Source organism: Nocardia sp. A7 (assembly GCF_046549215.1).
Classification (GTDB): Bacteria; Actinomycetota; Actinomycetes; order Mycobacteriales; family Mycobacteriaceae; genus Nocardia.
Map to the genome: position 1 here is coordinate 721,963 of NZ_JAJPWE010000002.1, position 21,657 is coordinate 743,619.

Consider the following 21,657-nt stretch of genomic DNA (forward strand, 5'->3'; position numbering starts at 1 on the left):
GGGCTGTTTTCAGATCTTGAAGCGTCCCGCGAAGGCTCGCAAGGGGAGATCCGCGCTGGTGATGATTCCCGAGGGTGCCGCAACCACCGATGTGATGGCGTTGAGTGCGGGCAGCCCGGTCACCGTCATGCCGATCGAGGCGAAGTTCCGCGGATCCGACAGGTCGAACCCTTTGCGCGGGAAGATCATGTGCTTGCTGTAGATGTTGGGATCGCCGGTCACCTGAGTGATGTAGCAGCCCTTGATATCCCACGCCGGATCGGTGTGCGGGGTCATCTGCCATTCGAGATGTGATTCCACCCGCGCGACGCCGTCGACCATGCCCTGGTACTTGATGTAGTTGGCGCCCAATGACCCTTTCGGCAGGAAGTACCAGCCGAGATCGACGTCCTCGGTGCAGGCGCCGAGTTCGTACCCGAACCGCACTTCGTCGAGTTCGAGGCCGAAGGCATCGGCCATCAGGTAGACGGCGTCAGCGAAGACCGCGGTGTATTTGTGCAGCGATTCCCCGATCGTGGGGTCGTCGATCGGGCGCCCGTACCCGACGGCCTTCCAGGTGTCGACCGAGTGGTGACACGAGACGTCGACCGACTCGGTGACGGTGATGTTCTCGATCTCGGAAACATCGGCGGTATGCACGATTCCGAGGATCTGACTCAGTCCCGGATTCATGCCGGTGCCGTAGAAGGTGGAATCGCCGCGCTCGCACGCGGCCGCGATCACCTCGCTGACCTTTCTGCCGGACGGGTGTGGATGGTTGGTGTCGCGGTGGAAGCCGGTGATCCAGTCCGCGGTGGTCACCACATCGATGCCTGCCTCGAGGACTTTCTCGTAGAGGTCTTCGTCGGGAAATACGCCGTGAAAGGTCAGGACGTCGGGGCGTGCGGCGAGGATCTGCTCGACCGAGCCGGTGGCGGTTACGCCGATCGGACCGATACCGACGATCTCGCCGGCGTCGCGTCCGATCTTGTCGGGCGAGTAGCAGTGCAGTCCGACCAGTTCGAGATCGGGATGCTGTTGGATGCGTCCGATCATCTCGGTGCCGAGATTGCCGGTCGCCACTTGGAATACACGGACTCTGCCGGAGGTGCTCATGCGGTACGTCCTTGTGTCGCGGGTCGTCGGTCGGGATCTGTGCCTGCGCCGTTGTCGGGATAGAACTGGGCGGCCCACGCGCGCAGCGCGGTGAACCCGTCGAATTCCCTGCGCGACAACGCTGGTGGGTCGGAGTAGCGCTGATGCGCCCAGATATGGATGTCGGCTGCGAACTGCTCGATGATGTAGGCGGCCATCGTCTTGCCGTAGGTGGTGATCTCGGGGCTGTCGTCGCCGGGTTCGCGTCCGATCCAGACGGTGAAGCGGACGTCGGAGGTGGCATCGTCGACCGGTGTCACCGCGGGCATGGTGCGGTTGTCGACCATGCCCCAACTCTTGGTGACCGTGCAGCCCAAACCCGCGTTGATCGATTCGACGCCGCTGTTGACGTCGTTCTCGGCGATGCCCGCGTCGAAGGCGATGGTGAAGTCCACGAACGACACCGGCCCGGAGAAGTCGTGGCGAGTGAAATTCGGGACGAACGGTGTCTTGTGCACGAACTTGAAGTGGGCGAAGTCGACACCGTTCTCCAGCACGTACTGCGGATGAAGTTCCAGCCGCTGCCGATAGAGCGTCGCGGCGGGGACCGGCGGGTAGTAGTCGGCGGCGGTCTTGTCGTCGCCGAAGTCCGCGAAGATATCGGGCACTTCGAAATGTGGTGCCCGGCCCTGGGTGTCGTACCAGATCCACACCGCCTCGTTGCGTTCCACCACGGGATAGGTGCGGATGCGGCGGCCCTTGTTCGGATGGCTCTCGTACGGGATGCAGACATTGCGGCCTTCGCGGTTCCATTCCCAGCCGTGGAACGGGCACACGAGATTCTCGCCCTCGACATGCCCGCCGTAACCGAGGTGGGCACCCAGATGCTCGCAATAGGCGTCGAATACCGCGATCCGGCCGGAAGCCGAACGCCAGGCGACCATTTCGCGCCCGAAGTACTTCATCCGGTGGACGGTGCCGACGGTGATCTCGGTGCACCACGCCACTTGGAACCAGCCCGTCGGTTCCATCGGCAGGGGTGTTCTGGCCATCGAAATCCTCCAGCGGCACCCGGCACATGCCGACGCGGTGATGAGCTGTTCGGTGTGATGCCGACCACAGAACGAGATTAGAATAGAACCCTCTATCAAAAAATACAAGAGGGTTCAGTGAAACTAGATGGTGCAGCTCATGGCAGCTATAGTCGATCCTCGTGACAGAACCGGCGATCGGTGGGCGACGCGCGAACAGGCGCGGTATCCAATCGCGAGACAGCATGATCCAGGCGGCTATCGCGTCGTTGGCCACCGGCGATCCCGCAGCGGTATCGGGCAATCGCATCGCTCGCGATATCGGTGCCACCTGGGGTGTGGTCAAGTACCAGTTCGGTGATATCGACGGACTGTGGGCCGCGGTGCTGCGCTACACCGCCGACAAACGCGGCGACCTGCCCGCGAACCTGCGGCCGGACGGGACATTGCACGAACGCGTCGCCGCCATCATCGACACCATGGCCGTCGGCCTGCGCACGCCGGAGTCACTGGCCATCGAGACGTTGCGCGCCGCACTGCCGCGTGAGCAGGCCGAACTCGAACGCGAGTTCCCGCTCACCGCCGCGGAATTGTCGTCGTGGAAACCGAACTGGGACCAGGCCTGCCAACGTGCGTTCGCGGATCTGGGGGTCGACCCGGTCAGGGTGCGGCAGGTGGCCGCGCTGATCCCCGCGGCGATGCGCGGCATCACCTCCGAACGCACGCTCGGCACCTACGGCAACCTCGAGGATGCCCTAGCAGGGCTCACCGGCAGCATCGTGGCCTATCTGCGAGCCTGAGCGAGGCTCGCGTACTGTCGCACGAAAAGGAGAGAAATCATGATCGCAGTCATCGCCGAGGTCACCGTGAAGGCCGGTGCGGGTGCGGAGTTCGAATCCGTCGTCGCCGATCTCATCGCACAGATCAAGGCCAATGAGCCGGGCAATCTGACCTATCAGCTGGTGCGTTCGCGCACCGATGCCGAGCACTACCGGTTCTTCGAACTGTATTCCGACGACGCCGCTGTCGAAGCCCACGGCCGGTCCGAGCATTTCCGCGCGGCAGGCAAGTTGATGGCACCCTTGCTGGCGGCTGCGCCGAAGATCGAGTACTTCACCGCAGTCTGAACTCGAACTGCCACGCCGGGCGGCGATCCCGGGAGTGGGCGCTATCGGTGCCGATCAACGCGGGTTGCGGGGCAGGTCGAGCATCTCGCGCGCCATCGCCCAGATCTGGGTGCGCGCGGTGGCGGTGGCGGACAGCGACGGGATGCTGAGGAAGCCGTGGAACAGTCCGTTGTAGCGGCGATGACGTACCGCGACGCCGTCGGCTGCCAGGCGCCGGGCGTAGGTGTCCCCGGCCGAACACGGCGGGTCCAGTTCGGCGGTGATCACCACCGCGGGCGGTAGGCCGGCGAGCGAGTCCGCCCTGGTCGGGACAAGGCGCGCGTCGTCGGTGCCGTGCGGGGCGTAGTTGCGCCAGTACCACCGCATGGCGCTGGTCGTGTTGTAGTGGCCCGTACCGAATCGCTGGTAGGACTCGGTCTCGAAATCGTCGTCGATCACCGGATAGATCAGGATCTGCGCGGCGACCGGAGGACCACCGTTGTCCCTGGCCGCGATGGCCACCGTGGCCGCGAGGTTACCGCCCGCGCTGTCACCGGCCAGCGCGATCCTCGACGGATCACCGCCGTGGGCACCGGCGTTGGCCGCGGCCCACCGCAACGCCGCGAACATGTCGTCATGGGCCGCGGGCCCGGCGTGCTCGGGTGCGAGCCGGTAGTCGACCGAGACCACCACCGCACCGACACCGGCCGCCATCGAGCGGCAGAATTCGTCGTGACTGTCGAGATCGCAGAAGACGAAGCCGCCGCCGTGCGCGAACACGATCACCGGCAGCGCCCCGCCGTCGTGATGGGGTCGGAACACCCGCAGTGCCAGCGGCCCGCCGGGCCCGTCGATGGTGATGTCGCGTGCCTCGCGCATGTCGGGAAGTCGTTGCAGCGGAGCACGTCTGGCGCGGATCGCGGCACGCACGTCGGTCGCCGTCATCGTGGCGACATCGGGGAATCCGGCGTCGAGTGTGGCGAGCATGGCCGCGACTTCCGGATCAGGAACCGCACCCGGCCCGGTGGTCGGGAAAGTTCGCACAGTCACTGGTCCTCCTGGTTTTCGGCGACGGAATCGAACGTCGTCGGCCTCACCGTAAAGTCGCGCCCCCACGATCCGAACCGCGTTCTCCCACTGGGCGGAAACACCAGGTCGATGCCTGTCGCAGGGCTGCCTACGGTCGGTGGATGGAAGCCACGAAGGTATATGTGATCGACACCGTAGTGACCAAGCCAGGGCGGGCCCGGGAATTCGTCGACGCGTATCTGCGCGATTACGTCCCGGGTGCGCGCGAACGCGGCATGACCCTCGACAGGATCGTGGTGAGTCCGCCGGTCTGGTTTCCGGACGAGTCGAACACGGTCATCGCCAGTTGGGTGCTCGACGGTGCGCAGGGCTGGTGGGCGATGACCTGGCAGGGACGTGGCGACGAGTCGGTGCGGCAGTGGTGGGCCTCGGCGGCGGAACTGATCGTCGAACGGACTCGCTCGACCGGTGCGCTCGCTGCCGATATCGACAGGCTCGGCGATGTTTGAAGTGACTCGGCTGGTTCATCTTTCACCCGATACCGATGCCACGGCGCGCGACCGGTTGATGACTCGGGTGCGTGAGATCGCCGCCCCGGCCGCGCGTCGGGTACTGGTCGAGCCCACATTGCCGGGCGTGCGCAACGGTGGTGATGTCCTGGTCCACTTGCGCTTCGACCATTCCGCCGACTGGACGGGGCCCGTGGCCGAAGTGGACGCGTTGCTGCGCGGGAGCCCGGTCATTCATGTCGACGGTGCCGAATATCAGGGCGGCACAGCGGGAATCGCCGAGCCGGGCGCTACCGGATCGGTCTACCGGGTACTGCTGCTACGCGTCGCCCCGGACATACCGCGCGCGACGGTCGAGCGCTTCGAAGCCGAACTGTTGCGGATGCCCGGCTACCTTCCGGGTATCCGCTCCTGGCAGTTGAGCCGGGTCACCCGCGGCACCGGGCTCTCGCCGTGGACGCATGTCTGGGAGCAGGAGTTCACCGACCTCGACGCGCTCACCGGCCCCTACCTGATGCATCCCGTCCACTGGGCACACGTCGACCGCTGGTTCGATCCCGAATGCCCGGACGTGATCGTCCGCGACCGCATCTGTCACAGCTTCTGTGTGAATCGTCCGGTCTGACACCTCCGGGACGCGGGATCACGCCGTACGCGGCCCACGCTGGTCCGCGTACGGCCGAGAAGTCCCGAGCGGACGAGGATGCTGCTGCAACGTCGGGTGCACCCGCACCCGGCCGTCGTCGACGTGGCGCCAGATATTGAGCGCGGTCGTGCGCACCGGCGCGCTGAGACGGTGATCGAACAGCATCCGATCCACCGGCCCGCACACCGACACCGCCGCCACCGCGGCCTCGCCCAGATCACCGATGGGCGCCGCGATACAGCCGAAGCCGGGCAGCGATTCCTCGCGCTCGACGGCGATTCCGTGCGCGCGCACCTTGTCCAGTTCGGTGTCGAGCTGGGCCTTGTTGGTGATCGAGTAGCGGGTCCGCGTACTGGACTGTCCTGCCAGGGCTTCGGCGATGTGGCGCTCGTCGGAGTAGGCCAGGATCGCCTTGCCGACCGCGGTGCAGGCCGCAGGCCGCCTGCCACCGACGCGAGTGGGCACCACCGCCGACAGCTCACCGCCGACCTTGTCGAGATACACGACATCGGGACCGTCCAACACGGCCAGGTGCACGACGAAGCCGGTGACCCGGTGCAGCTCGTGCAGGAACGGCATCGCCGCACGGTGCAGCCGGTCCTGATGCACGGCCAGGGACCCGAGTTCCATCAACCGGATGCCGAGCTCGTAATCGCGTCCCTCGCGACGTAGCCAGCGCAATTGCACGAGCCGATCGAGCATGCGATGCGCCGAGGACCGGGGTAGACCGGTGCGCCGGACGATCTGGGCGAGCGTGAGCCTGCCCGGGCCGTCGAAGGCGTCGAGCAGCAGGGACGCGCGATCGAGGATCGCGCTCGGGGTGGTGGCCTCGGCCTGGATGACCATGAGCTCTCCATTCGGATCTACGAGCTGATGCCCACTCGAATATTTCGATTAGGCATATACCTATTCATACCATCCTCTGTGGTCGTTGTCACATGATTCGGCGGTTTCGTATGAAAACGACGACGGCCCCTGGCCGAGCGATGTGCTCGGGCCAGGGGCCGTCGTGGGTTGTTCGCGGGCGTGCTACATCGCCGCGAGCGGCTCGCTGCCGGACCAGTCGTGGCCCCAGTAGCTGTCGGCGGTGATCTCCTCGGCGCTGTAGTACGTCTCGTCGACCCGCATGCCGTCGGTGCCGAACTCGATGTCCCAGCCGCCGGGCGCGCGGACGTAGAACGACACCATCTTGTCGTTGGTGTGCCTGCCCAGCGTCGAGGACACCGAGAAGCCGTCCTTGGTCACCCGATCCAGGGCCTGACCCACCGCGTCGAGGGTGTCGACCTCCACCATGATGTGGATCAGGCCGGGCGCACCGCTGTGGGGAGCCGGGCACAGCGCCAGGCTGTGGTGGCGCTCGTTGACACCGAGGAACCGGACCCGCATGGGCCCGAACTCCGGCGGCGCCGGGATGCGGAAGGCGCCGCGCGGCAGGAACCCGAGCACGTCGGTGTAGAAGCCGAACGCGCCGTTGGGGTCCATGGTCGGCAGCACGACATGGCCCAAACCCTGTGCGCCCGTGACGAATCGCCCGCCGAACGGGGTCACCACCGGGCTGTGGTCGAGCACCGCGCCGTGGAAGATCTCCAGGGTGGCGCCGGTCGGGTCCTGGAAGGTGACGACCTCCTCGACCCGGCGAGCGTCGGCCTCCTCGACCGACAGCGGTTTCACCGCGATCCCGGCCGCGGTCACGGCTTCCTGCACGCGGACCAGCGCGGTATGGTCGCGGACCTCCCAGCCGATCGTCACGATTTCGTCGCTGTCACCCGGCACGACGGTGATCCGCGCCGCGCGCTCGTCCATCCGCAGGTACAGCGCGTCCTCGTCGGGCCCGCTGCCCTGCGCGAAACCGAGCACCTCGAACGCGAACTTGCGCCACCGGTCCATGTCGGCGGTCTGGATCTTGACGTAGCCGAGGCCTTTGATGTCTGTCATTTCCGTTGTCCTTCTTGGTATTCGGGTCAGATCATCGAGCGCAGGTTGTCCGCGGGCTCGAGACCGAGGGAGCTGACGGCCGAGGCGTGGTACACCGTGCTCGGCACATGGATGGCGTGGGCGAGGCCGACGTGCGCGTCGCGCCAGTAGCGCTGCAGCGGCTTGTCCATCCGCATGGCGTTGCCGCCGGAGCGGGCGAAGATCTGGTCCACGGCAGAGACCGCGCGCCAGGCAGCGCGGACCTGGGTGCGCCGGACTGCGGCCCGCTCGGCGAAGCTGATCTCCTTGCCCGCATCGACCGCGTCGAAGATCTTGTCGGCATTGGCGAGCAGCTCCTGGCGGGCGGCGTTGATGTCGGCGGCGGCCTCGCCGATGGCGAACAGCACGTACGGATCGTCCTTGACCGCGGTGCCCTGCGCGCCGACCCGGTCGCGTTGGTAGTCCAGGTGCGCGGCCAGCGCGCCCTCGGCGATGCCGACCACCGCGGAGCTGATGCCCAGCGGGAACATCGTCGACCACGGCATCTTGTACAGCGTCTCGGTGACGCCGTACTCCTTCTGCGCGGTGCCGTCGATGACGTGGTCACCGTTCATCACCCGGTAGTCGGGCACGAACGCGTCCTTGACGATGATGTCCTTGGACCCGGTGCCCTTGAGGCCGACCACATTCCAGGAGTCCTCGACGATCTGGTAGTCCTGGCGCGGCAGGATCATGTGCAGCATCGTCGGCGGCATCGCCATCTTGCCTTCGGTGTCACCGAGCATGGCGCCCAGGAAGATCCAGTCGCAGTGGTCGGTGCCGGAGCTGAACTGCCAGCGGCCGTTGAAGATGTAGCCGCCGTCGACCGGACGGGCGATTCCGGTCGGCGCGTAGGGCGAGGCCATCCAGGTGTCGTGGTCGTCGGCCCACACCTCGTCCTGCACCTTCGGATCGGCGAAGGCCAGCTGCCACGGGTGCACGCCGACGATGCCGGCGATCCAGCCGCTGGCCGGGTCGAGTGCGGCAGTGGCCATCACCGTCTCGGCGAACTCGCGTGGATGCGCCTCGAACCCGCTGTACTTCTTGGGCTGCAGCAGGCGGATCGGGCCCGCCGTCTTGAGCAGCTGCGCCGTGGCATCGGGGAGTTGCCCGAGACGCTCGGCCTCCGGGGCCTGATCGCGCAGCTTGTCCGCGATCGCGGCGATGTTGTCGAGAACTCTGGTCATCGTCGGTGATGCTTTCTGTTCGGAGGGGTTGGGGTCAGGACATGGTGTTGACGACGGCGCCGCGGGCGATGTTGTCGGCCACCTCGGCCTCCCAGCTCGTCACCGCGCGTTCGGTATCGATCTCGAACTCGAACCGCGTGGTCATGTCCTCGGTGACGTCGTCGACGTCGACATAGAACTGCTTGTACCAGCGGCGCAGCTGATACACCGGGCCGTCCTCCTCCGACAGCAACGGATTGTCGATGGGCGCCTTGTTCTTCCAGATCTCGACGTCCTGCTCGAAGCCGTACTCGACGCCCTGCGCGAACTGCGCCGCCATCGCGTTGGCGTCGGAGTCGGACATGCCCTGCGGCTTCTTGACCATCGCGCCGTACTGCAGCACGAACGAGTTCTCGTCGACCGGGTAGTGACAGTTGACGAGCACCGTCTCGATTGTCATCCCGTTCGATTCGCTCCACAGCCAATCGAGCATGTAAGACGGCCCGAAGTACGACGCGTCCGACCGCAGGGCGGAATCCGGGTCGTCGTAGCTGGTGCCGACGGTCACGTCGTGGCGGGGGGTCGAGCGCATGTACTGGGTGGCGACGTGGCCCTCGAAGACGTTCTTGAAATAGCGGGGGAACGAGTAGTGCACGTAGAAGAAGTGCGCCATGTCGACGACATTGTCGACGATCTCGCGGCAGTGCGAGCCCTCGATCAGAATCGAATTCCAGGTCAGGTCCGTCCATTCCGGAGTGCCGTAGCCCTCGATCTCGGGAATGGTCACCTCGTCGGTGGGCTTGGAGCCCTGCGGGTCGTGCCAGACGTAGAGCTGGCCGTTGCGTTCGAGTGTCGGCCAGGTGCGGGTCTTGGCGAGCGGCGGCACTCGGCGCGCGTACGGAATGGCCGTGCACTTGCCGTTGCCGCCCCAGCGCCAGTCGTGGAACGGACAGGCGATGGAATCGCCCTTGATGGTGCCGTGCGCGAGGTTGCCGCCCATGTGACGGCAGTAGCCGTCGAGCACGTTCAGCGCGCCGTCGGATTCGGACGCGAACACCACGAGCATGGTGCCGAAGGCCTTCACTTCGTGCGGTCGGCCGTCGCGGAACGACGAGAGCAGGCCGAGGCAGTGCCAGCCGCGGGCGAATCGAGTCGGCGCCGCGGCGGCCTCGATCTGCCGATAGTCGGTGGTGGTGTCCTGTGATCGGCCGTTCGGCGAGTTCTCCGGCATCGAAACCTCCATGTTCGGACGGAGTGGGGATGAGCTGCGCTGATGGTCGCGCCGCGCGGGGGTCGGCGGGGCGTCGTGTTCCCGGTCAGCGGACATGTTTTCGTGCCGGTGGACCGACGTCCCGATGACCGGGAGAGGAACCGATCACAGTCTGCGCACCGCCCTACGGTGACGGCATCGGGTTTCGACGAGCAGGAGTGAATCATGGGTAACGTCGCGGTGGTCTTGGACACCGATGCCATCCGGCTGTTCGCACAAGCCGCGCGCTCCGACAATCCGGCCTATCGGCTCGCCGATCGGCCCGTGGTCCCGCCGACCTTCCTGCCCGCCGACGGAGCCGCGACGGGGGAGCGGGTCGAGACCGATCACCGGTTCTTCGGTCCGCCGCCGCGCGCGGGCGACCAGCTGACCGCGATCCGCGCGGGCACCCCCGGCCAGCCCGTCGTCGCCGCCGCGGAGTCGCTGACCCGATACTTCGACCGCACCGGCGGCCTCGTCGCCGAGTCGTGGGCAGCCGCGGAAACCCTTGCGGCCGAGCGGGTTTCACCACAGTCCGCGGCCCTGCTGGCGACCTACGCCACCGACTGGCTAGGCGCCGAGTCGATCCGCCGTTTCCGCACCAGATCGGTGCGACCGCTGCCGCCCGGCGACATCATGACCTGCTCGGGCCAGATCGTCCAGAGCTATGTGCAGGACGGCGAATCGCGCGTGGACGTCACCCTGGCAGGCACCGACGCCGCGGGCAACATCGTCGTCCGCGCCTGGGCTACCTTCACCGTGCCAGTGGACTGATCCGGGCCCGCCACTGTGCCGATCCCAGCACGGGATTCACCCGTTCCGGGTGAGGTCGGCCTCGACGGTGCCTGGTTGGCTGAATCTCGCCGACCGCCCGGACGAGCGGTCCGACGCGAGGAGCGCGCGTGAACTCGTACCCGCCGATCGACGAGCACGGCATCGTCGGTGATCTGCAGACAGCGGCGCTGGTATCGGCCGACGGAACGATCGACTGGTGGTGCGCGCCGCGCTTCGATTCGCCGAGTGTGTTCGCGTCGCTGCTCGACAGCGAGAAGGGCGGACACTGTTCACTCGCCGTCGAACCCACCGCCAGCGCGGTGACCATCCGGCAGCTGTACCTACCCGATACCGCCATTCTGTTGACGCGGTTCTCCGGGCCCGACGGCGTGGGCGAGGTCGCCGACTTCATGGAACCGATCAGGGGCACCGAACCCGCGGCGCGGCACAGGTTGGTTCGGGTCGCGCGGGTGGTGCGCGGAAGTCTGACCTTCACCCTCGCCTGCCGCCCCCGGTTCGATTACGCCCGCGCCACCCACACCCTCGATCTGACCGACGAACGAACAGCCGTCTTCCGTTCTTCCACAGCCGATCTCCACTTGCAGGCCACCGACGCGATCGCACTCGACCCCGACGGCGCGGATATCACCGCGCGCTTCACGTTGTCCGCAGGCGAGCGCGCCGCCGTGGTACTGACCACCGCCTCCGTCGGCGCGGCTGTCTCGGCGGCGCCCGCGTGGGAGTCGATCGCGGACGAATTCGACCGGTGCCGCTTCTTCTGGCAGACCTGGCTGCGGTCGTCCACCTACCGCGGACGCTGGCGCGACATGGTCAACCGTTCCGCGATCACCCTCAAACTTCTCACCTACGCCCCGAGCGGCGCCCCGATCGCCGCGGCCACCATGGGATTGCCCGAACAGATCGGCGGCGAACGCAATTGGGACTATCGCTATACCTGGATCCGGGACGCGTCGCTGTCGGTACGGGCGTTGACCGACCTCGGTTTCACCGAGGAGGCCTACGCCTTCCGTAACTGGCTGCGTGACCGCGTCGACGCGGGCGGCACTGCCTCCGGCGAGCCCTTGCAGATCATGTACCGCGTTGACGGTGACCCCCACCTGGAGGAAGTGACCCTGACCCACCTGGAGGGATACCAGGGTTCGGCGCCGGTTCGGCTCGGCAACGGAGCGGCAGATCAGATCCAGCTCGACATCTATGGCGAGGCCGCCGACGCGCTGGCGCAGGCCACCGGAATGGCCGGCATCGCAGGCTGGCGGACGTTCACCGGCCTCATCGACTGGCTCGCCGACAACTGGGACCGCCCCGACGAGGGCATCTGGGAAACCCGCGGCGGCCGCCAGGAATTCACCTACAGCCGACTGATGACCTGGGTGGCCTTCGACCGCAGCATCCGCATGGCGACCGAGAACGCCCGGCCCGCCGACATCGCCCGCTGGACAGGCGAACGCGATGCGGTCTTCCGGCAGATCATCGACCGGGGCTGGAGCGAGAAACGTCGAGCATTCGTCCAGCACTACGCCACCGACGTACTGGACGCCTCCTTGCTGCTCATGCCGCGGATGGGATTCCTGTCCCCGCGCGACCCGATGTGGCTGAGCACGCTCGACGCGATGGACAAGGAGCTGGTCAGCGACAGCCTGGTCTACCGCTACGACCCCGATGCATCACCTGACGGCCTGCGCGGCACCGAAGGCACCTTCAATCTGTGCAGCTTCCACTACGTCGAAGCCCTCGCCCGAACCGGCCGAGTGCAACAGGCCCGCTACGCCTTCGACAAGATGCTCACCTACGCCAACCACGTCGGCCTGTTCGCCGAGGAGATCGGCCCCTCCGGCGAACAACTGGGCAACTTCCCCCAGGCTTTCACCCACCTGGCCCTGATCGCCGCCGCCATCGCCCTCGATGAAGAGCTCGACCGCGTCGAATCCCAACCACACTCGGCACACTGACCCGAAACCCGACTGCGGGCTCGGCTGTGCAGTCACTGGTTCCGCAGCGTCGGCGGCCGTATCCGTTCGAGTCGTCCCCGCGGGGCATGCGCCGCCGGGCCCTCCGCGAACCGCTGTGATGACCGTGCCAGTTCGAATGCCCGTGCGATCACGGCTGACTTCAGCTGCCACAGACCTGCGGTATGCGTCGCATCGAGCCCGGTCAAGCCGGCGATTCGGTGTAGCCGGTAGTTGACCGTGTTCGTGTGGATGTGCAGGATTCGGGCCGTGCGCTGGCGGTTCATGTCATTGGCGATGAGGACCTGCAGTGTCCGGAACAGATCGGGATGGGCATCCAGCGGTGTGAGCAGCTGCCCGAGCGTGGCCAGGCCGGGCCCGGGTCGGGTGAGTTGGTATTCGAGCGCGAGGTCCTCGAACCGATAGAGTCGCGGCGCGTAGCCGAGCCGCCCGACGACGTCGAGAAGTTCATGAGCGCGCTGCGCGGCATCCGGAATGTCGTCGGTCCCGGCGATGATCATGGTCGCCGAGATATCGACCCGGGCGGCGTGTGAGAGCACCTCGATCAGGCTGTCGAGTCGGGTGTCATCGGAAGTGCCACCGGGGATCAGGACCGTGCCCCCGCCGATCGACAGCATGGCGAGCGCGTCATCGCGATGCTGTGCGAGGGCGGTGTGCACTCTGCGGAGTCGGCGCCGTGCGTCGATCGCGTTGTCGATCGGCGGCTCGTGATCGTCGAGGTCTCGGGGGATCGACAGTGCCAACACCCGATAGGTGTCGGCGACACTGACGCCGCAGTTGCGCGCCATGGGCGCCGTGGCTCGGCCGGCGAGGAGGGCGGAGGTCAGGGCTCGCACCGCGGTGAGGTGTTCGCTGACCACGCCGCGATACTCGCGCAGGTAGGCATCGATCATCGTGGTGGACATGAGGTTCGAGATCGCCATGGTCATGCGGAGTCTGTCGATCAGCGCGTCGCGATCGTAGGCCGCGTCGGGGGCACACATCACGTCCACGCTCACGCGCAGTGCTTCGTAGAAGGCGCGCAAGACGGTGTCGATCGGCACGCCTTCGCGAGCCCACCCTGCTGCGGCAGCCGAGAACCAGCGCAGCTGCTCGGACACGTTGCGGCCCGCGCTGATGCCGTCGCCGATCTCGAGACACTTCTTCGTCACGGTGGCGATGTCGCCGGATATCGCGTCGCCCAGATGGGTATCGCGCGTGGCGACATTGTCGATGAAGTGGTTGACGAGCTGACCGGTGAGGCTCACCGAATCGGGCAACGGCAACCGCATCGACGAGCTGTCCAGTTCGATCGTCATCGTTGGCTCCCGTTCTCCGGTCTACATGGGCGAGAATGATTAGTAACTTATCAAACTCGACCTCAACTGTCTGTAGATCGAAGAATGCGTTGCGCAACCTCGTTGTGCAACCTAAATGCCTGGTAAGTCTGTCTTGGTGATGCGGCAGTGAGCCCATGGTTGGACAGAACGAGAAGTAACTTCTACCTTGGGCGTCTGAGCGGCTGGCCAGCCAGAGCGCGGAATCCCGGTGCTGTGCCGAGCAGACCTGACCACCAAGGCACCCACGAGGCCTACATCGACGTCATCTTCGACAACTGCTGGGACCCTGACGATCCGGTGAACAATCCCAGCCCGGACCGGGTGACGTTCGGCTGCCGTGTCGGTTTGTACTGGGACGCCATCGATCACATCCTCGCCGGGCATCGTGACCGCAGGCACTGTCACCACACACTGGCTCGCCGCTCGCCTTCGCGACAGTGGATCGCGGAAGGCGCACAGGTAGGACGCACCACTTGTTGCAACGGTCGGCAGTTGTGTGCGTTCGCGCCCGCTCCGCTCAGCGGCGTCACAGGACGTGTTTACTATGATCAGCCGCGCGAAGGTCTGGTTCACCCGATTCAGGTGAGGCGCGCGGTTTGGAGTCGGCGAAAGATACGCCTACGGGATCGACTACAGGGCTCGGCCCTGTCCAAATCCTGTGCCGATGTTTTCGACGGCGCCACCCACGCGACCATTTTCACGGTGCCGGTGCGGACCAGGACTTGGGAACAATCCGGCGACCTTGATCGCTCACAGGCGGCCACTGTTCGATATCCATAGACAAGGAGATCCAGTGAAACTCGAGAAGAGCATGTATGGGATCGCGTCGATCGCTGCGGTTGTGCTGTTGACAGCGGCGTGTGGCTCCGATGATGAAGGATCCTCTCCGGCTACCACGTCGACCGTCCAGACCAGCACAATGCGTAGCAGCATCGCCGCGACGGCGTCCTCAGCGGTGAGCTCGATGCGCGACAGCACGCAGCAAGCGGTGCAGGATGCGATCAACAAGGTTTTGGTTGCGGCCCCGATCACCTTCGACGCGGGTAGTTCAGACCTCGGCGTGACCGACACCGCCACCTTGAAAGCTGTTGCGGCCGCGCTACAGGGCAACGACACCAAAATTGAAATCACGACCTATGCCGAAGATTCGAATCCGGCTGCCGCCAAAACGCTGGCCAAGGCCCGAGGTGACAATATCGCGGCCGCGCTCGAGGCTGACGGCATCGATAAATCGCGCATCACGGTGAATTCCGATGCGAACCCCTCCGATTCGGAGGTTGATGCCAATCAGGCGAAAATCACGGTTGTGGACGGATAATTGGCGACGCCCGACAAAGGCAGCAAAGGATCCGCCGCGGCGCTCTCGCCGCGGCGGATCTCTGATATGAGAGCAACTCGCTACGGAGTCGAAAGCGCAAGGAAGCAGCCCGGCTGTTCGGGTTGGTGGCTTCCGGCAATGCCCGGCGCTGCGCCCATGCGGCGCCATTCTGCGCGGACCCCGCGGCTTTCGGATGATCACCACGTGTGCGAGGCGGTTGCGTTCAGCGGCCTGCGGAGGGCCAGGAGGCCGCGTCGGTGTTTCGCGATACTCGACGCAGCAGGGCTACGAGGGTCTGCCGTTCCTGCTCGTCGAGGCCCTCCAACAGTCGGCGGTCTCTGTCGACGCGGCCGGGTAGTTCGGCGTCGACGAGTTCGCGGCCGGCCGCGGTGAGTTGCAGTAACACCACGCGGCCGTCGCGCTCGAACGGTAGGCGTTCGATCAGCCCTGTCTTCGTCAGCCGATCGGCGTGTTTGGTGGTCGAGGCGCCGCTGGACATGGTTCTTGCGGTGACCTCGCTGGCGCGCAGTGGGCGGTCGGCGCGGGCGAGGGCGCACAGGATCTCGAACTCGCTGCGGGTGATGCCCCTCGGGGTGAGCGCCTGGTCGAGCTGGTGCAGCGACAGTGTGCTGATCCGGTTGATGCGGCCGAGGACGTCGATCGTGGAAGTGTCCAGCTGCGGATAGGTTCGGGCCCATTCGGCTCGAACGCCGTCGACGAAGTCGGGGGAGGTGTCGCCCATGCGCTTATCCTAGGCGACCGGGTTCACACTGTTTCAAATATAGTTTATAAGTAAAATACTTGTAGAATGATGGAGTGCCTACCGTTACTCCCGTCCTCCAGAACCGGCCCACTGCCTCCCGGCTGCGGCACGCCGGCGGCGCGCTCGCACACTCGGTCTCGGCATCCACCTGGCGGCGGGCGCTCGAGGTGCGGTCTGCCGACGCGACCGTGGCGGCCTCGATGCGTGTCGGTGCTGCGGCCGCACTGGTGTTCGTCGGCTGTGGTCTTCTCGATCTGCGCCAGTACGCCGGCTTCGCGATGCTCGGCGCGCTGGCCTCGGCCTTCGCACGGCACGAGCCGATGGTCCGGGTCGCGGCCAAGGTGACGCTCGTCGGGGCGCTACTCGTCGCCTTTGTGGCAGGCGGCGGATTGCTGGCGCTCGCGCACGTCCCGATCTGGGTAGAGGTCGCGCTGATGTCTGTCGGTGCCGCGATGGCGGCGGCATCGGTGTCCGCCTTCCGGATCACCGGTCCCGGCCCGGTGATCCTCGTCTTCGCGGCCACCGCGGCCGTCGGTTACGTCACCACCACCGGCGACGTCGTCCGCACGTGCCTGGCGGCGGCGATCGGTGCCGCGGTGGGGTTGCTTGCCCTGGCGACGCCGCTGCTGATCCTGCCGCTCGGCCCGGCCCGGCTTGCCGTCGCGCGGGCACTGGCGGCCGTCGCCGCCCTCGAGGGCGGCGGACCGGTCGAACCGGCCCGCGCCGCGCTCGCGCAGGCTCGGGAGAAGTTGGCGCTCAGCGGTGTTCGTGGCAACGATTCGAGGCATCACAGTGACCTGATCGTGCTGCTCGACGAGGCGGAAACCGCGGTCGACGACTGGGCGGCGGGGGACTCTGCGCGGCTGTTCGAGGTGGCCCGTCACGAAGCCGAACTGCGAAAGATCAAGCGCCGCAGCACATTATTCGACAACGAGGTGACGGTCGAGGTATCCGCGCTGCCACGGCCGGCGGGATTCGTGGCGACGGGCCTGTCCGGACTGCGCTCCCGCGCGGTCCTCGGCAACGCGGTGCGTATCGCCCTCGCCGCGGCCTGCGCGGGGTGGTTCGCCGCTGCGGTGGGACTCGACCATCCGCTGTGGGCGTCGATGGGTGCGATGGCCGCGATGCAGGGTGTGTCGTACGCGCTGACCGTGCAACGGGCAATCCAGCGACTGCTCGGCAATGTCGGCGGCGCGATCATCGGGGCGCTGCTGATCGCCGCGGGACTTGGCTACTGGCCGACGGTGACAGCGATCGTGGTGCTTCAGGTGGGTGCCGAACTGATGGCCGCTCGCAGCTACGCACTCACCTCGCTCGCGGTCACGCCGATGGCGTTGCTCATGGTCGGCCTCGGGGCACACATCTCGCCTGAGATCGGCGTCAGCCGGATCGTGGATACCTTGATCGGCGTCGCGGTGGGCGTCATCGTCGCGGCGGTGACGATCAGCCGCTCGGATCTTCAGCATCTTCCGGCATCCGTGCGGGGCATGTCCGCACCGGTGGGCGCGGCAGCGAGGGGTTCGCTACCGCTGTCACGCTGAGTCGGTCGGGTGGTCATGATCCACCGGCGGGGTGAGTTCCTCGACCGCGACCAGATTCCCACCGGACTGTTTGGCTCGGTACATCGCCGCGTCGGCGGATTGCAGCAGTCGGTCCGGAGTCGGGCGGGGACATCGCGGACAGGCCGCCGCGTCGAACACCGCCACCCCGACGCTCGCGGTCACCACCACCGCGCCCTCCGCGGGTTCGGCGACCACCCGGCACAATCGTTCGGCCTCGCTGCGGGCGGCGGCCGCGGCGAGCGGGGCAGCCACCACGAACTCCTCCCCGCCCGTCCGCGCCACCACCGCCATCTCCCCGGCGGCATCGCGCAACCGCCTCGCGGTTCGCACCAGCACGAGGTCGCCGATGCGGTGACCCCAGGTGTCGTTGACGCGCTTGAACCGGTCGAGATCGAAGCAGATGACACAGATCGCGGGGTTTCGGTCCATCAGCTGCGGTAGTCGGTTCTCGAGGCCCCGCCGGTTCAGCAGTTCGGTCAACGGGTCCGACAGCGACTCGGTGCGCAGCAACCAATAGAGAAACTGGTATGCGGGCACCGTGGTGACCACCGATGCGAGCAGCAGGCCGACCGCGACGGCCAGGTGGACATCCCCGCCACCGGTGGCGATCCGCACCGAGAACACCACCACCGACAGCAGCGACCAGGCCGAGTGCACGGCCAGCGCCCGTGCGCTGTGGAAGTAGCTCAGATAACTGCCGGTGGCCAGGAGCAGCACCGCGCCCATCGCCCCGAACAGCCGATCCGGCAGCTGGAGGAATTCCACCGTGAACAGCAGGTCGGCACAGGCGATCAGCACCAGCGACTCGGTCTTGCTCGGCCAGCGCAGCAGCCACCAGCGCAGTGCCCAGAGCGTCCCGGACAGCACGCCGATCGTCGAGGCGATGCCGGGGCTGCCGGGCGGCCCCACCGGTGTTCCCGCGATCACCGCACCCATCACCGCGATCCCCGCTCCCGCGATGCCGATCAGTATTTTCAGCGGTAGGAGCGCCGACCGAGCCGCCAGGGTGCGGACCAGCCATCGGTAGTCGACCGGGTCCACCCACCAGGCCCGCAGCGTCTTGCTGTCATTCATCGACTCACCCTTGGTCCCGACCGCATCGCCCGCCTCGTTCGTGCCGACCGTGAGAATTCCCGGAGATCTCACCAGCTGATCGGCAGAAGTCTAGGCGGACCTGCTCGTATCCGACGCCGCATGCGAGTCACAGCCAGTGTGGACGTGTCGGCCGCAGCGATCCGCCGGTCCCGGATGTCACCGGGCGCGCTACGTTGCAGCCCGTGACGGAAATTTCAGGAAGCGCATCGCGTGACGAACGGCGACCGGACGTCGAACGACGGCTGATCGCGGCCGTCACGAATCTCTGCGCTGACGGTGGGCGTTTCGCCGATCTGAGCATTGCGCGGATTGTCGGTGCGGCGGGGATCGGCCGTGCGACGTTCTATCTGTATTTCCCGGATCGCTCGGCGTTCTCGCTGCGCCTCGTCGATCACGTTCGCGCGGAGTTGGCCGGCAGTGTCGCGGCGGTGTGGCGATCCGCCGGAGATCGCGACGCGTTGGCGACGGCGCTCGCCGATTTCGTCGAGATCTACGCGAACGAGTACCCGTTGATCACCGCGGTCTTCGACGCGGCCGTCACCGATGCGCAGGTGGCCGGGCGGATGGAGGACAACGTGCAGGCGTTCATCGCGGAATCCGCTCGAACTATCGAAGTCGCTCAGCAGCGGGGGATCGTCAGTGGCGATGTGCCTGCCATCGAGACCGCCTCGGCACTCGTCTGGATGGTGGAACGCACCTGCTCCCGAATGATCGGTGGCAGCGATGAGCAGGGACGCGCGCGCCTGACTCGCGCACTGACGACCATCATCTGGAACAGCCTCCATTCGTGAGAAATTGGGGTTGGACAGCATGTCCAACCCCCTGTTAACGTCGTTGTTCATGACGACCACGCGCTTTCTGAACCGCGACCTCGCTGGGCACCGTTTCGATCCCCGTCTCGTGCGGCGGTTGGAACAGGGTCTCGAAGAGGTCGACTCGCTCGCCGATGCGGTGGTCGCTTCCTTCGGCACAACTGCGGAGCACTCGTTCCGTGCTGTCAACGCGTGGCTCGATGGCGAAACCGGCGTGCCGAACAGTCTCGCGACAATGCTGGAGCCGATCGCCGAGCTACCTGATTGGCTCGACTGGAACGCAGTCGAGCAGGGTTCGACTGCGTTGTGGCGCAACGGGATTCTGTGGATCGGGCTGAGTTTCAACTGCGCGGCGCTGGCGGCCGGGTATCAATCCGGGGCCGGGGTCAAGCCGCTCACCTTCACCGGCGAATTGAACTACCGGTCCCGTCGGCGGATGCAGGAGACCGGGCGGTGGTTTCTCGCGGCGACGTCACCCGGGGCGTTGCGACGAAACGGCCCCGGTTTCCGGGAGACCGTTCGCGTCCGTTTCATGCATGCCGGCGTGCGTAAGCGCATATTCCAGTCCGGTGAATGGGACCAGCAGGCGTGGGGGATGCCGATCAATCTCACCGATACCGCCTACGGCGTCTCCGGCGAATTCTCGACGATTCCGCTCGCGGCCATGCGTGATGCGGGATTGCACTTCACCGACCGCGACCTCGATGACATCCAACATATGTGGCGCTATATCGGCTACCTGCTCGGCGTGCCCGACGACATGCTTCCCTACAACGCGGCACGGGCCAGGGAAATCATCGCGATCAAAGACCTCACGGACACACCCGCCGACGCGGATTCGCGACAGCTGGTGAAGGCACTGATCGAAAACGGCTTCGACCCGGCCACGGTGCTGCCGAAGTCGATGGTCGACATCGGCACCGGCCCGCTTGTCGCGACGCTGTACGCACTGACCCGACGATGGGCAGGCGAGGAAGTGGCCGACAGCCTCGGCCTGCCGAATACGAGTCTGAAGCACCTACCGACGCTGCTGCGGCCCGCGGTGCGGGCGGGCGAGGTTGCGCGCAGATGGGGACTGCGCGACGATCAGCGACTGGCCCGCCGAACCCGGGAGAGTTTTCGCGCACTGCTCGACGACGCTCGGGCTCCATCGACTGTCGCCGCCGAAGCCGTTGTACGAGCGGCCCTCTGAAACGTCGGCCTGCGGTGGTTTTCGGGCCCGCGGGTCGAGTGGCGGTCACCGCACGGTCGTGTTCATTGAGCGGCCTCTTCTGGTTCATTCGTTGCGAGTACCGATGATGTATTCGATCGTAGGTTGACATGCACAAAGCAATTGGGAGTAGTTCAGTGCCGGTTTCATGGCGTCGTAGCACCACCGTTCTCGCCCTCTGTGGAGGCTTGCTCACCTCCCCGATCCTGGGTGCGAACCTGACCGCGGCCGGTGCCGCGCCGACTACCGGATCATCGGATTTCGCGCAGTTCGCCGACACCCCGCGACTCGGTAGCGTCGACAACTTCCGCGATGTCGCCGGTACCGGCGCCGGATACATCAACCAGGACGGCCACCATGTCGCCAGAGGTGCGTTCTATCGCTCGAATGCCGTGACACCCGACGACATCGATTGGGCCACACTGAGTCTGCTCGGCCTGCGCAATGTCTATGACCTGCGTAGCGCGAGCGAGATCACGGCCAAGGCCGACCGTCTGCCGTTGGGCGCGAACTATCTCAATATCCCGATCATGAGTGGGGATCTGGGCCAGACATTCCGGGTGAGCACTGCCGAACAGGCCCGCGAACTGCTGCGCGAGGCCAACAGGTCCTTTGTCACCGGTGCGTTCGAACGGGCCGGATTCGCGACACTGCTCACCCAACTGGCGCAACAGCCCGGTCCCGCGGTATTCCATTGCACAGCGGGCAAGGACCGTACCGGCTGGGCAACGTATCTGCTGCTGAGTCTCGCGGGCGTGGATCGGGAAACCATCATCGCCGACTATCTGCTCACCAACGAGTATTCCGCCGCGTCCATCTCCGCCACCATCGCCCAGATGGAAAAGACCAGGGGTGCCGAATTCGCCGCCGCCTATGCCCCGCTGATGGGTGTGGAGCGCGAGTTCCTCGAAGCGGGCATCGACGAGCTCGCGCTCAGCTACGGGTCGGTCGACAATTACCTGCGCGCGGGACTCGGGCTGAGCGAGACCACCATCGAGCAGTTGCGCACCAAACTCGTCCGCTGACCGAATACCGGACCCTGCGGTCGGCCCC

The 21,657-nt window shown here is 66.2% G+C and carries 21 protein-coding genes; 11 read left to right on the plus strand and 10 right to left on the minus strand.

Annotated elements, in window-relative coordinates; translation table 11 throughout:
* Nucleotides 1–9: 9 nt before the first annotated feature.
* Together ACLJPD_RS14740 and ACLJPD_RS14745 are read right to left on the minus strand one after the other, a co-directional pair.
* On the minus strand, nt 10–1,095 hold the full coding sequence (locus ACLJPD_RS14740; RefSeq protein ID WP_410872651.1) for a dihydrodipicolinate reductase: 1,086 nt from the start codon (nt 1,093–1,095) through the stop codon (nt 10–12).
* Nucleotides 1,092–2,126 (minus strand): Rieske 2Fe-2S domain-containing protein, encoded by a 1,035-nt coding sequence (locus tag ACLJPD_RS14745; RefSeq protein WP_410872652.1) that lies wholly within the window; start codon nt 2,124–2,126, stop codon nt 1,092–1,094. The genes ACLJPD_RS14740 and ACLJPD_RS14745 overlap by 4 nt, the downstream gene beginning before the upstream one ends.
* Nucleotides 2,127–2,350: 224 nt before the next feature.
* Here ACLJPD_RS14745 and ACLJPD_RS14750 point away from each other — a divergent pair, with 224 nt between their 5' ends.
* Nucleotides 2,351–2,905: a TetR/AcrR family transcriptional regulator gene (locus tag ACLJPD_RS14750; protein ID WP_410872653.1), complete on the plus strand. Its 555-nt coding sequence runs from the start codon at nt 2,351–2,353 to the stop codon at nt 2,903–2,905.
* A 39-nt stretch (nt 2,906–2,944) separates the two neighbouring features.
* Nucleotides 2,945–3,232 (plus strand): putative quinol monooxygenase, encoded by a 288-nt coding sequence (locus tag ACLJPD_RS14755; protein WP_410872654.1) that lies wholly within the window; start codon nt 2,945–2,947, stop codon nt 3,230–3,232.
* 54 nt (nt 3,233–3,286) lie between these two features.
* On the opposite strand, the gene ACLJPD_RS14760 is transcribed toward ACLJPD_RS14755, so the two are convergent.
* Nucleotides 3,287–4,261, minus strand: coding sequence for an alpha/beta hydrolase (locus ACLJPD_RS14760; protein WP_410872655.1), 975 nt, complete (start codon nt 4,259–4,261; stop codon nt 3,287–3,289).
* A 140-nt stretch (nt 4,262–4,401) separates the two neighbouring features.
* Between ACLJPD_RS14760 and ACLJPD_RS14765 the strand changes: the two genes are divergently transcribed.
* Both ACLJPD_RS14765 and ACLJPD_RS14770 read left to right on the plus strand, forming a co-directional pair.
* Entirely contained in the window at nt 4,402–4,749 is a 348-nt protein-coding gene (locus ACLJPD_RS14765) for a hypothetical protein (protein ID WP_410872656.1), read from the plus strand.
* Complete coding sequence (locus ACLJPD_RS14770; protein WP_410872657.1) at nt 4,742–5,374, plus strand: Dabb family protein; 633 nt, start codon at nt 4,742–4,744, stop codon at nt 5,372–5,374. Before ACLJPD_RS14765 ends, ACLJPD_RS14770 begins: the two co-directional genes overlap by 8 nt.
* An 18-nt stretch (nt 5,375–5,392) precedes the next feature.
* Here ACLJPD_RS14770 and ACLJPD_RS14775 read toward each other — a convergent pair whose 3' ends face one another.
* From ACLJPD_RS14775 to ACLJPD_RS14790, 4 genes are all read right to left on the minus strand, one after another.
* Nucleotides 5,393–6,241 (minus strand): IclR family transcriptional regulator, encoded by an 849-nt coding sequence (locus ACLJPD_RS14775; RefSeq protein ID WP_410872658.1) that lies wholly within the window; start codon nt 6,239–6,241, stop codon nt 5,393–5,395.
* Between the two features lie 183 nt (nt 6,242–6,424).
* Nucleotides 6,425–7,330, minus strand: coding sequence for a biphenyl-2,3-diol 1,2-dioxygenase (gene bphC, locus ACLJPD_RS14780; protein WP_410872659.1), 906 nt, complete (start codon nt 7,328–7,330; stop codon nt 6,425–6,427).
* Between the two features lie 26 nt (nt 7,331–7,356).
* Entirely contained in the window at nt 7,357–8,535 is a 1,179-nt protein-coding gene (locus ACLJPD_RS14785) for an acyl-CoA dehydrogenase family protein (RefSeq protein ID WP_410872660.1), read from the minus strand.
* Between the two features lie 34 nt (nt 8,536–8,569).
* Nucleotides 8,570–9,745, minus strand: coding sequence for a Rieske 2Fe-2S domain-containing protein (locus ACLJPD_RS14790; RefSeq protein WP_410872662.1), 1,176 nt, complete (start codon nt 9,743–9,745; stop codon nt 8,570–8,572).
* 204 nt (nt 9,746–9,949) lie between these two features.
* Here ACLJPD_RS14790 and ACLJPD_RS14795 point away from each other — a divergent pair, with 204 nt between their 5' ends.
* Nucleotides 9,950–10,537, plus strand: coding sequence for a hypothetical protein (locus ACLJPD_RS14795; protein ID WP_410872663.1), 588 nt, complete (start codon nt 9,950–9,952; stop codon nt 10,535–10,537).
* 128 nt (nt 10,538–10,665) lie between these two features.
* Nucleotides 10,666–12,507, plus strand: coding sequence for a glycoside hydrolase family 15 protein (locus ACLJPD_RS14800; protein WP_410872664.1), 1,842 nt, complete (start codon nt 10,666–10,668; stop codon nt 12,505–12,507).
* A gap of 32 nt (nt 12,508–12,539) precedes the next feature.
* Here ACLJPD_RS14800 and ACLJPD_RS14805 read toward each other — a convergent pair whose 3' ends face one another.
* Nucleotides 12,540–13,823, minus strand: a complete 1,284-nt coding sequence (locus ACLJPD_RS14805; RefSeq protein ID WP_410872665.1) for a PucR family transcriptional regulator — start codon at nt 13,821–13,823, stop codon at nt 12,540–12,542.
* Between the two features lie 814 nt (nt 13,824–14,637).
* On the opposite strand from ACLJPD_RS14805, the gene ACLJPD_RS14810 reads away from it, so the two are divergent.
* On the plus strand, nt 14,638–15,162 hold the full coding sequence (locus ACLJPD_RS14810) for an OmpA family protein (protein ID WP_410872667.1): 525 nt from the start codon (nt 14,638–14,640) through the stop codon (nt 15,160–15,162).
* Between the two features lie 223 nt (nt 15,163–15,385).
* On the opposite strand, the gene ACLJPD_RS14815 is transcribed toward ACLJPD_RS14810, so the two are convergent.
* The gene (locus tag ACLJPD_RS14815; RefSeq protein ID WP_410872668.1) at nt 15,386–15,904 is read right to left on the minus strand and encodes a MarR family winged helix-turn-helix transcriptional regulator; all 519 of its coding nucleotides are present in this window, start codon (nt 15,902–15,904) and stop codon (nt 15,386–15,388) included.
* A 74-nt stretch (nt 15,905–15,978) separates the two neighbouring features.
* Here ACLJPD_RS14815 and ACLJPD_RS14820 point away from each other — a divergent pair, with 74 nt between their 5' ends.
* Nucleotides 15,979–17,466: an FUSC family protein gene (locus tag ACLJPD_RS14820; protein WP_410872669.1), complete on the plus strand. Its 1,488-nt coding sequence runs from the start codon at nt 15,979–15,981 to the stop codon at nt 17,464–17,466.
* On the opposite strand, the gene ACLJPD_RS14825 is transcribed toward ACLJPD_RS14820, so the two are convergent.
* The gene (locus ACLJPD_RS14825; protein ID WP_410872670.1) at nt 17,458–18,561 is read right to left on the minus strand and encodes a GGDEF domain-containing protein; all 1,104 of its coding nucleotides are present in this window, start codon (nt 18,559–18,561) and stop codon (nt 17,458–17,460) included. The two genes, ACLJPD_RS14820 and ACLJPD_RS14825, sit on opposite strands and share 9 nt — an antisense overlap.
* Before the next feature lie 203 nt (nt 18,562–18,764).
* Here ACLJPD_RS14825 and ACLJPD_RS14830 point away from each other — a divergent pair, with 203 nt between their 5' ends.
* The 3 genes from ACLJPD_RS14830 (at nt 18,765) to ACLJPD_RS14840 (ending at nt 21,629) form a co-directional block, all read left to right on the plus strand.
* Nucleotides 18,765–19,373, plus strand: coding sequence for a TetR/AcrR family transcriptional regulator (locus ACLJPD_RS14830; RefSeq protein ID WP_410872671.1), 609 nt, complete (start codon nt 18,765–18,767; stop codon nt 19,371–19,373).
* 19 nt (nt 19,374–19,392) lie between these two features.
* On the plus strand, nt 19,393–20,586 hold the full coding sequence (locus tag ACLJPD_RS14835) for an oxygenase MpaB family protein (RefSeq protein WP_410872672.1): 1,194 nt from the start codon (nt 19,393–19,395) through the stop codon (nt 20,584–20,586).
* Between the two features lie 155 nt (nt 20,587–20,741).
* Nucleotides 20,742–21,629, plus strand: a complete 888-nt coding sequence (locus tag ACLJPD_RS14840) for a tyrosine-protein phosphatase (protein WP_410872673.1) — start codon at nt 20,742–20,744, stop codon at nt 21,627–21,629.
* The last annotated feature ends 28 nt before the right edge of the window (nt 21,630–21,657 follow it).

Excerpts from the sequence above, each read along its gene's own strand:
- ACLJPD_RS14740 (WP_410872651.1), bottom strand. The coding sequence starts at position 1,095 with ATGAGCACCTCCGGCAGAGTCCGTGTATTCCAAGTGGCGACCGGCAAT.
- ACLJPD_RS14745 (WP_410872652.1), bottom strand. The coding sequence starts at position 2,126 with ATGGCCAGAACACCCCTGCCGATGGAACCGACGGGCTGGTTCCAAGTG.
- ACLJPD_RS14750 (WP_410872653.1), top strand. The coding sequence starts at position 2,351 with ATGATCCAGGCGGCTATCGCGTCGTTGGCCACCGGCGATCCCGCAGCG.
- ACLJPD_RS14755 (WP_410872654.1), top strand. The coding sequence starts at position 2,945 with ATGATCGCAGTCATCGCCGAGGTCACCGTGAAGGCCGGTGCGGGTGCG.
- ACLJPD_RS14765 (WP_410872656.1), top strand. The coding sequence starts at position 4,402 with ATGGAAGCCACGAAGGTATATGTGATCGACACCGTAGTGACCAAGCCA.
- ACLJPD_RS14770 (WP_410872657.1), top strand. The coding sequence starts at position 4,742 with ATGTTTGAAGTGACTCGGCTGGTTCATCTTTCACCCGATACCGATGCC.
- ACLJPD_RS14775 (WP_410872658.1), bottom strand. The coding sequence starts at position 6,241 with ATGGTCATCCAGGCCGAGGCCACCACCCCGAGCGCGATCCTCGATCGC.
- bphC (WP_410872659.1), bottom strand. The coding sequence starts at position 7,330 with ATGACAGACATCAAAGGCCTCGGCTACGTCAAGATCCAGACCGCCGAC.
- ACLJPD_RS14785 (WP_410872660.1), bottom strand. The coding sequence starts at position 8,535 with ATGACCAGAGTTCTCGACAACATCGCCGCGATCGCGGACAAGCTGCGC.
- ACLJPD_RS14790 (WP_410872662.1), bottom strand. The coding sequence starts at position 9,745 with ATGCCGGAGAACTCGCCGAACGGCCGATCACAGGACACCACCACCGAC.
- ACLJPD_RS14795 (WP_410872663.1), top strand. The coding sequence starts at position 9,950 with ATGGGTAACGTCGCGGTGGTCTTGGACACCGATGCCATCCGGCTGTTC.
- ACLJPD_RS14805 (WP_410872665.1), bottom strand. The coding sequence starts at position 13,823 with ATGACGATCGAACTGGACAGCTCGTCGATGCGGTTGCCGTTGCCCGAT.
- ACLJPD_RS14815 (WP_410872668.1), bottom strand. The coding sequence starts at position 15,904 with ATGGGCGACACCTCCCCCGACTTCGTCGACGGCGTTCGAGCCGAATGG.
- ACLJPD_RS14825 (WP_410872670.1), bottom strand. The coding sequence starts at position 18,561 with ATGAATGACAGCAAGACGCTGCGGGCCTGGTGGGTGGACCCGGTCGAC.
- ACLJPD_RS14835 (WP_410872672.1), top strand. The coding sequence starts at position 19,393 with ATGTCCAACCCCCTGTTAACGTCGTTGTTCATGACGACCACGCGCTTT.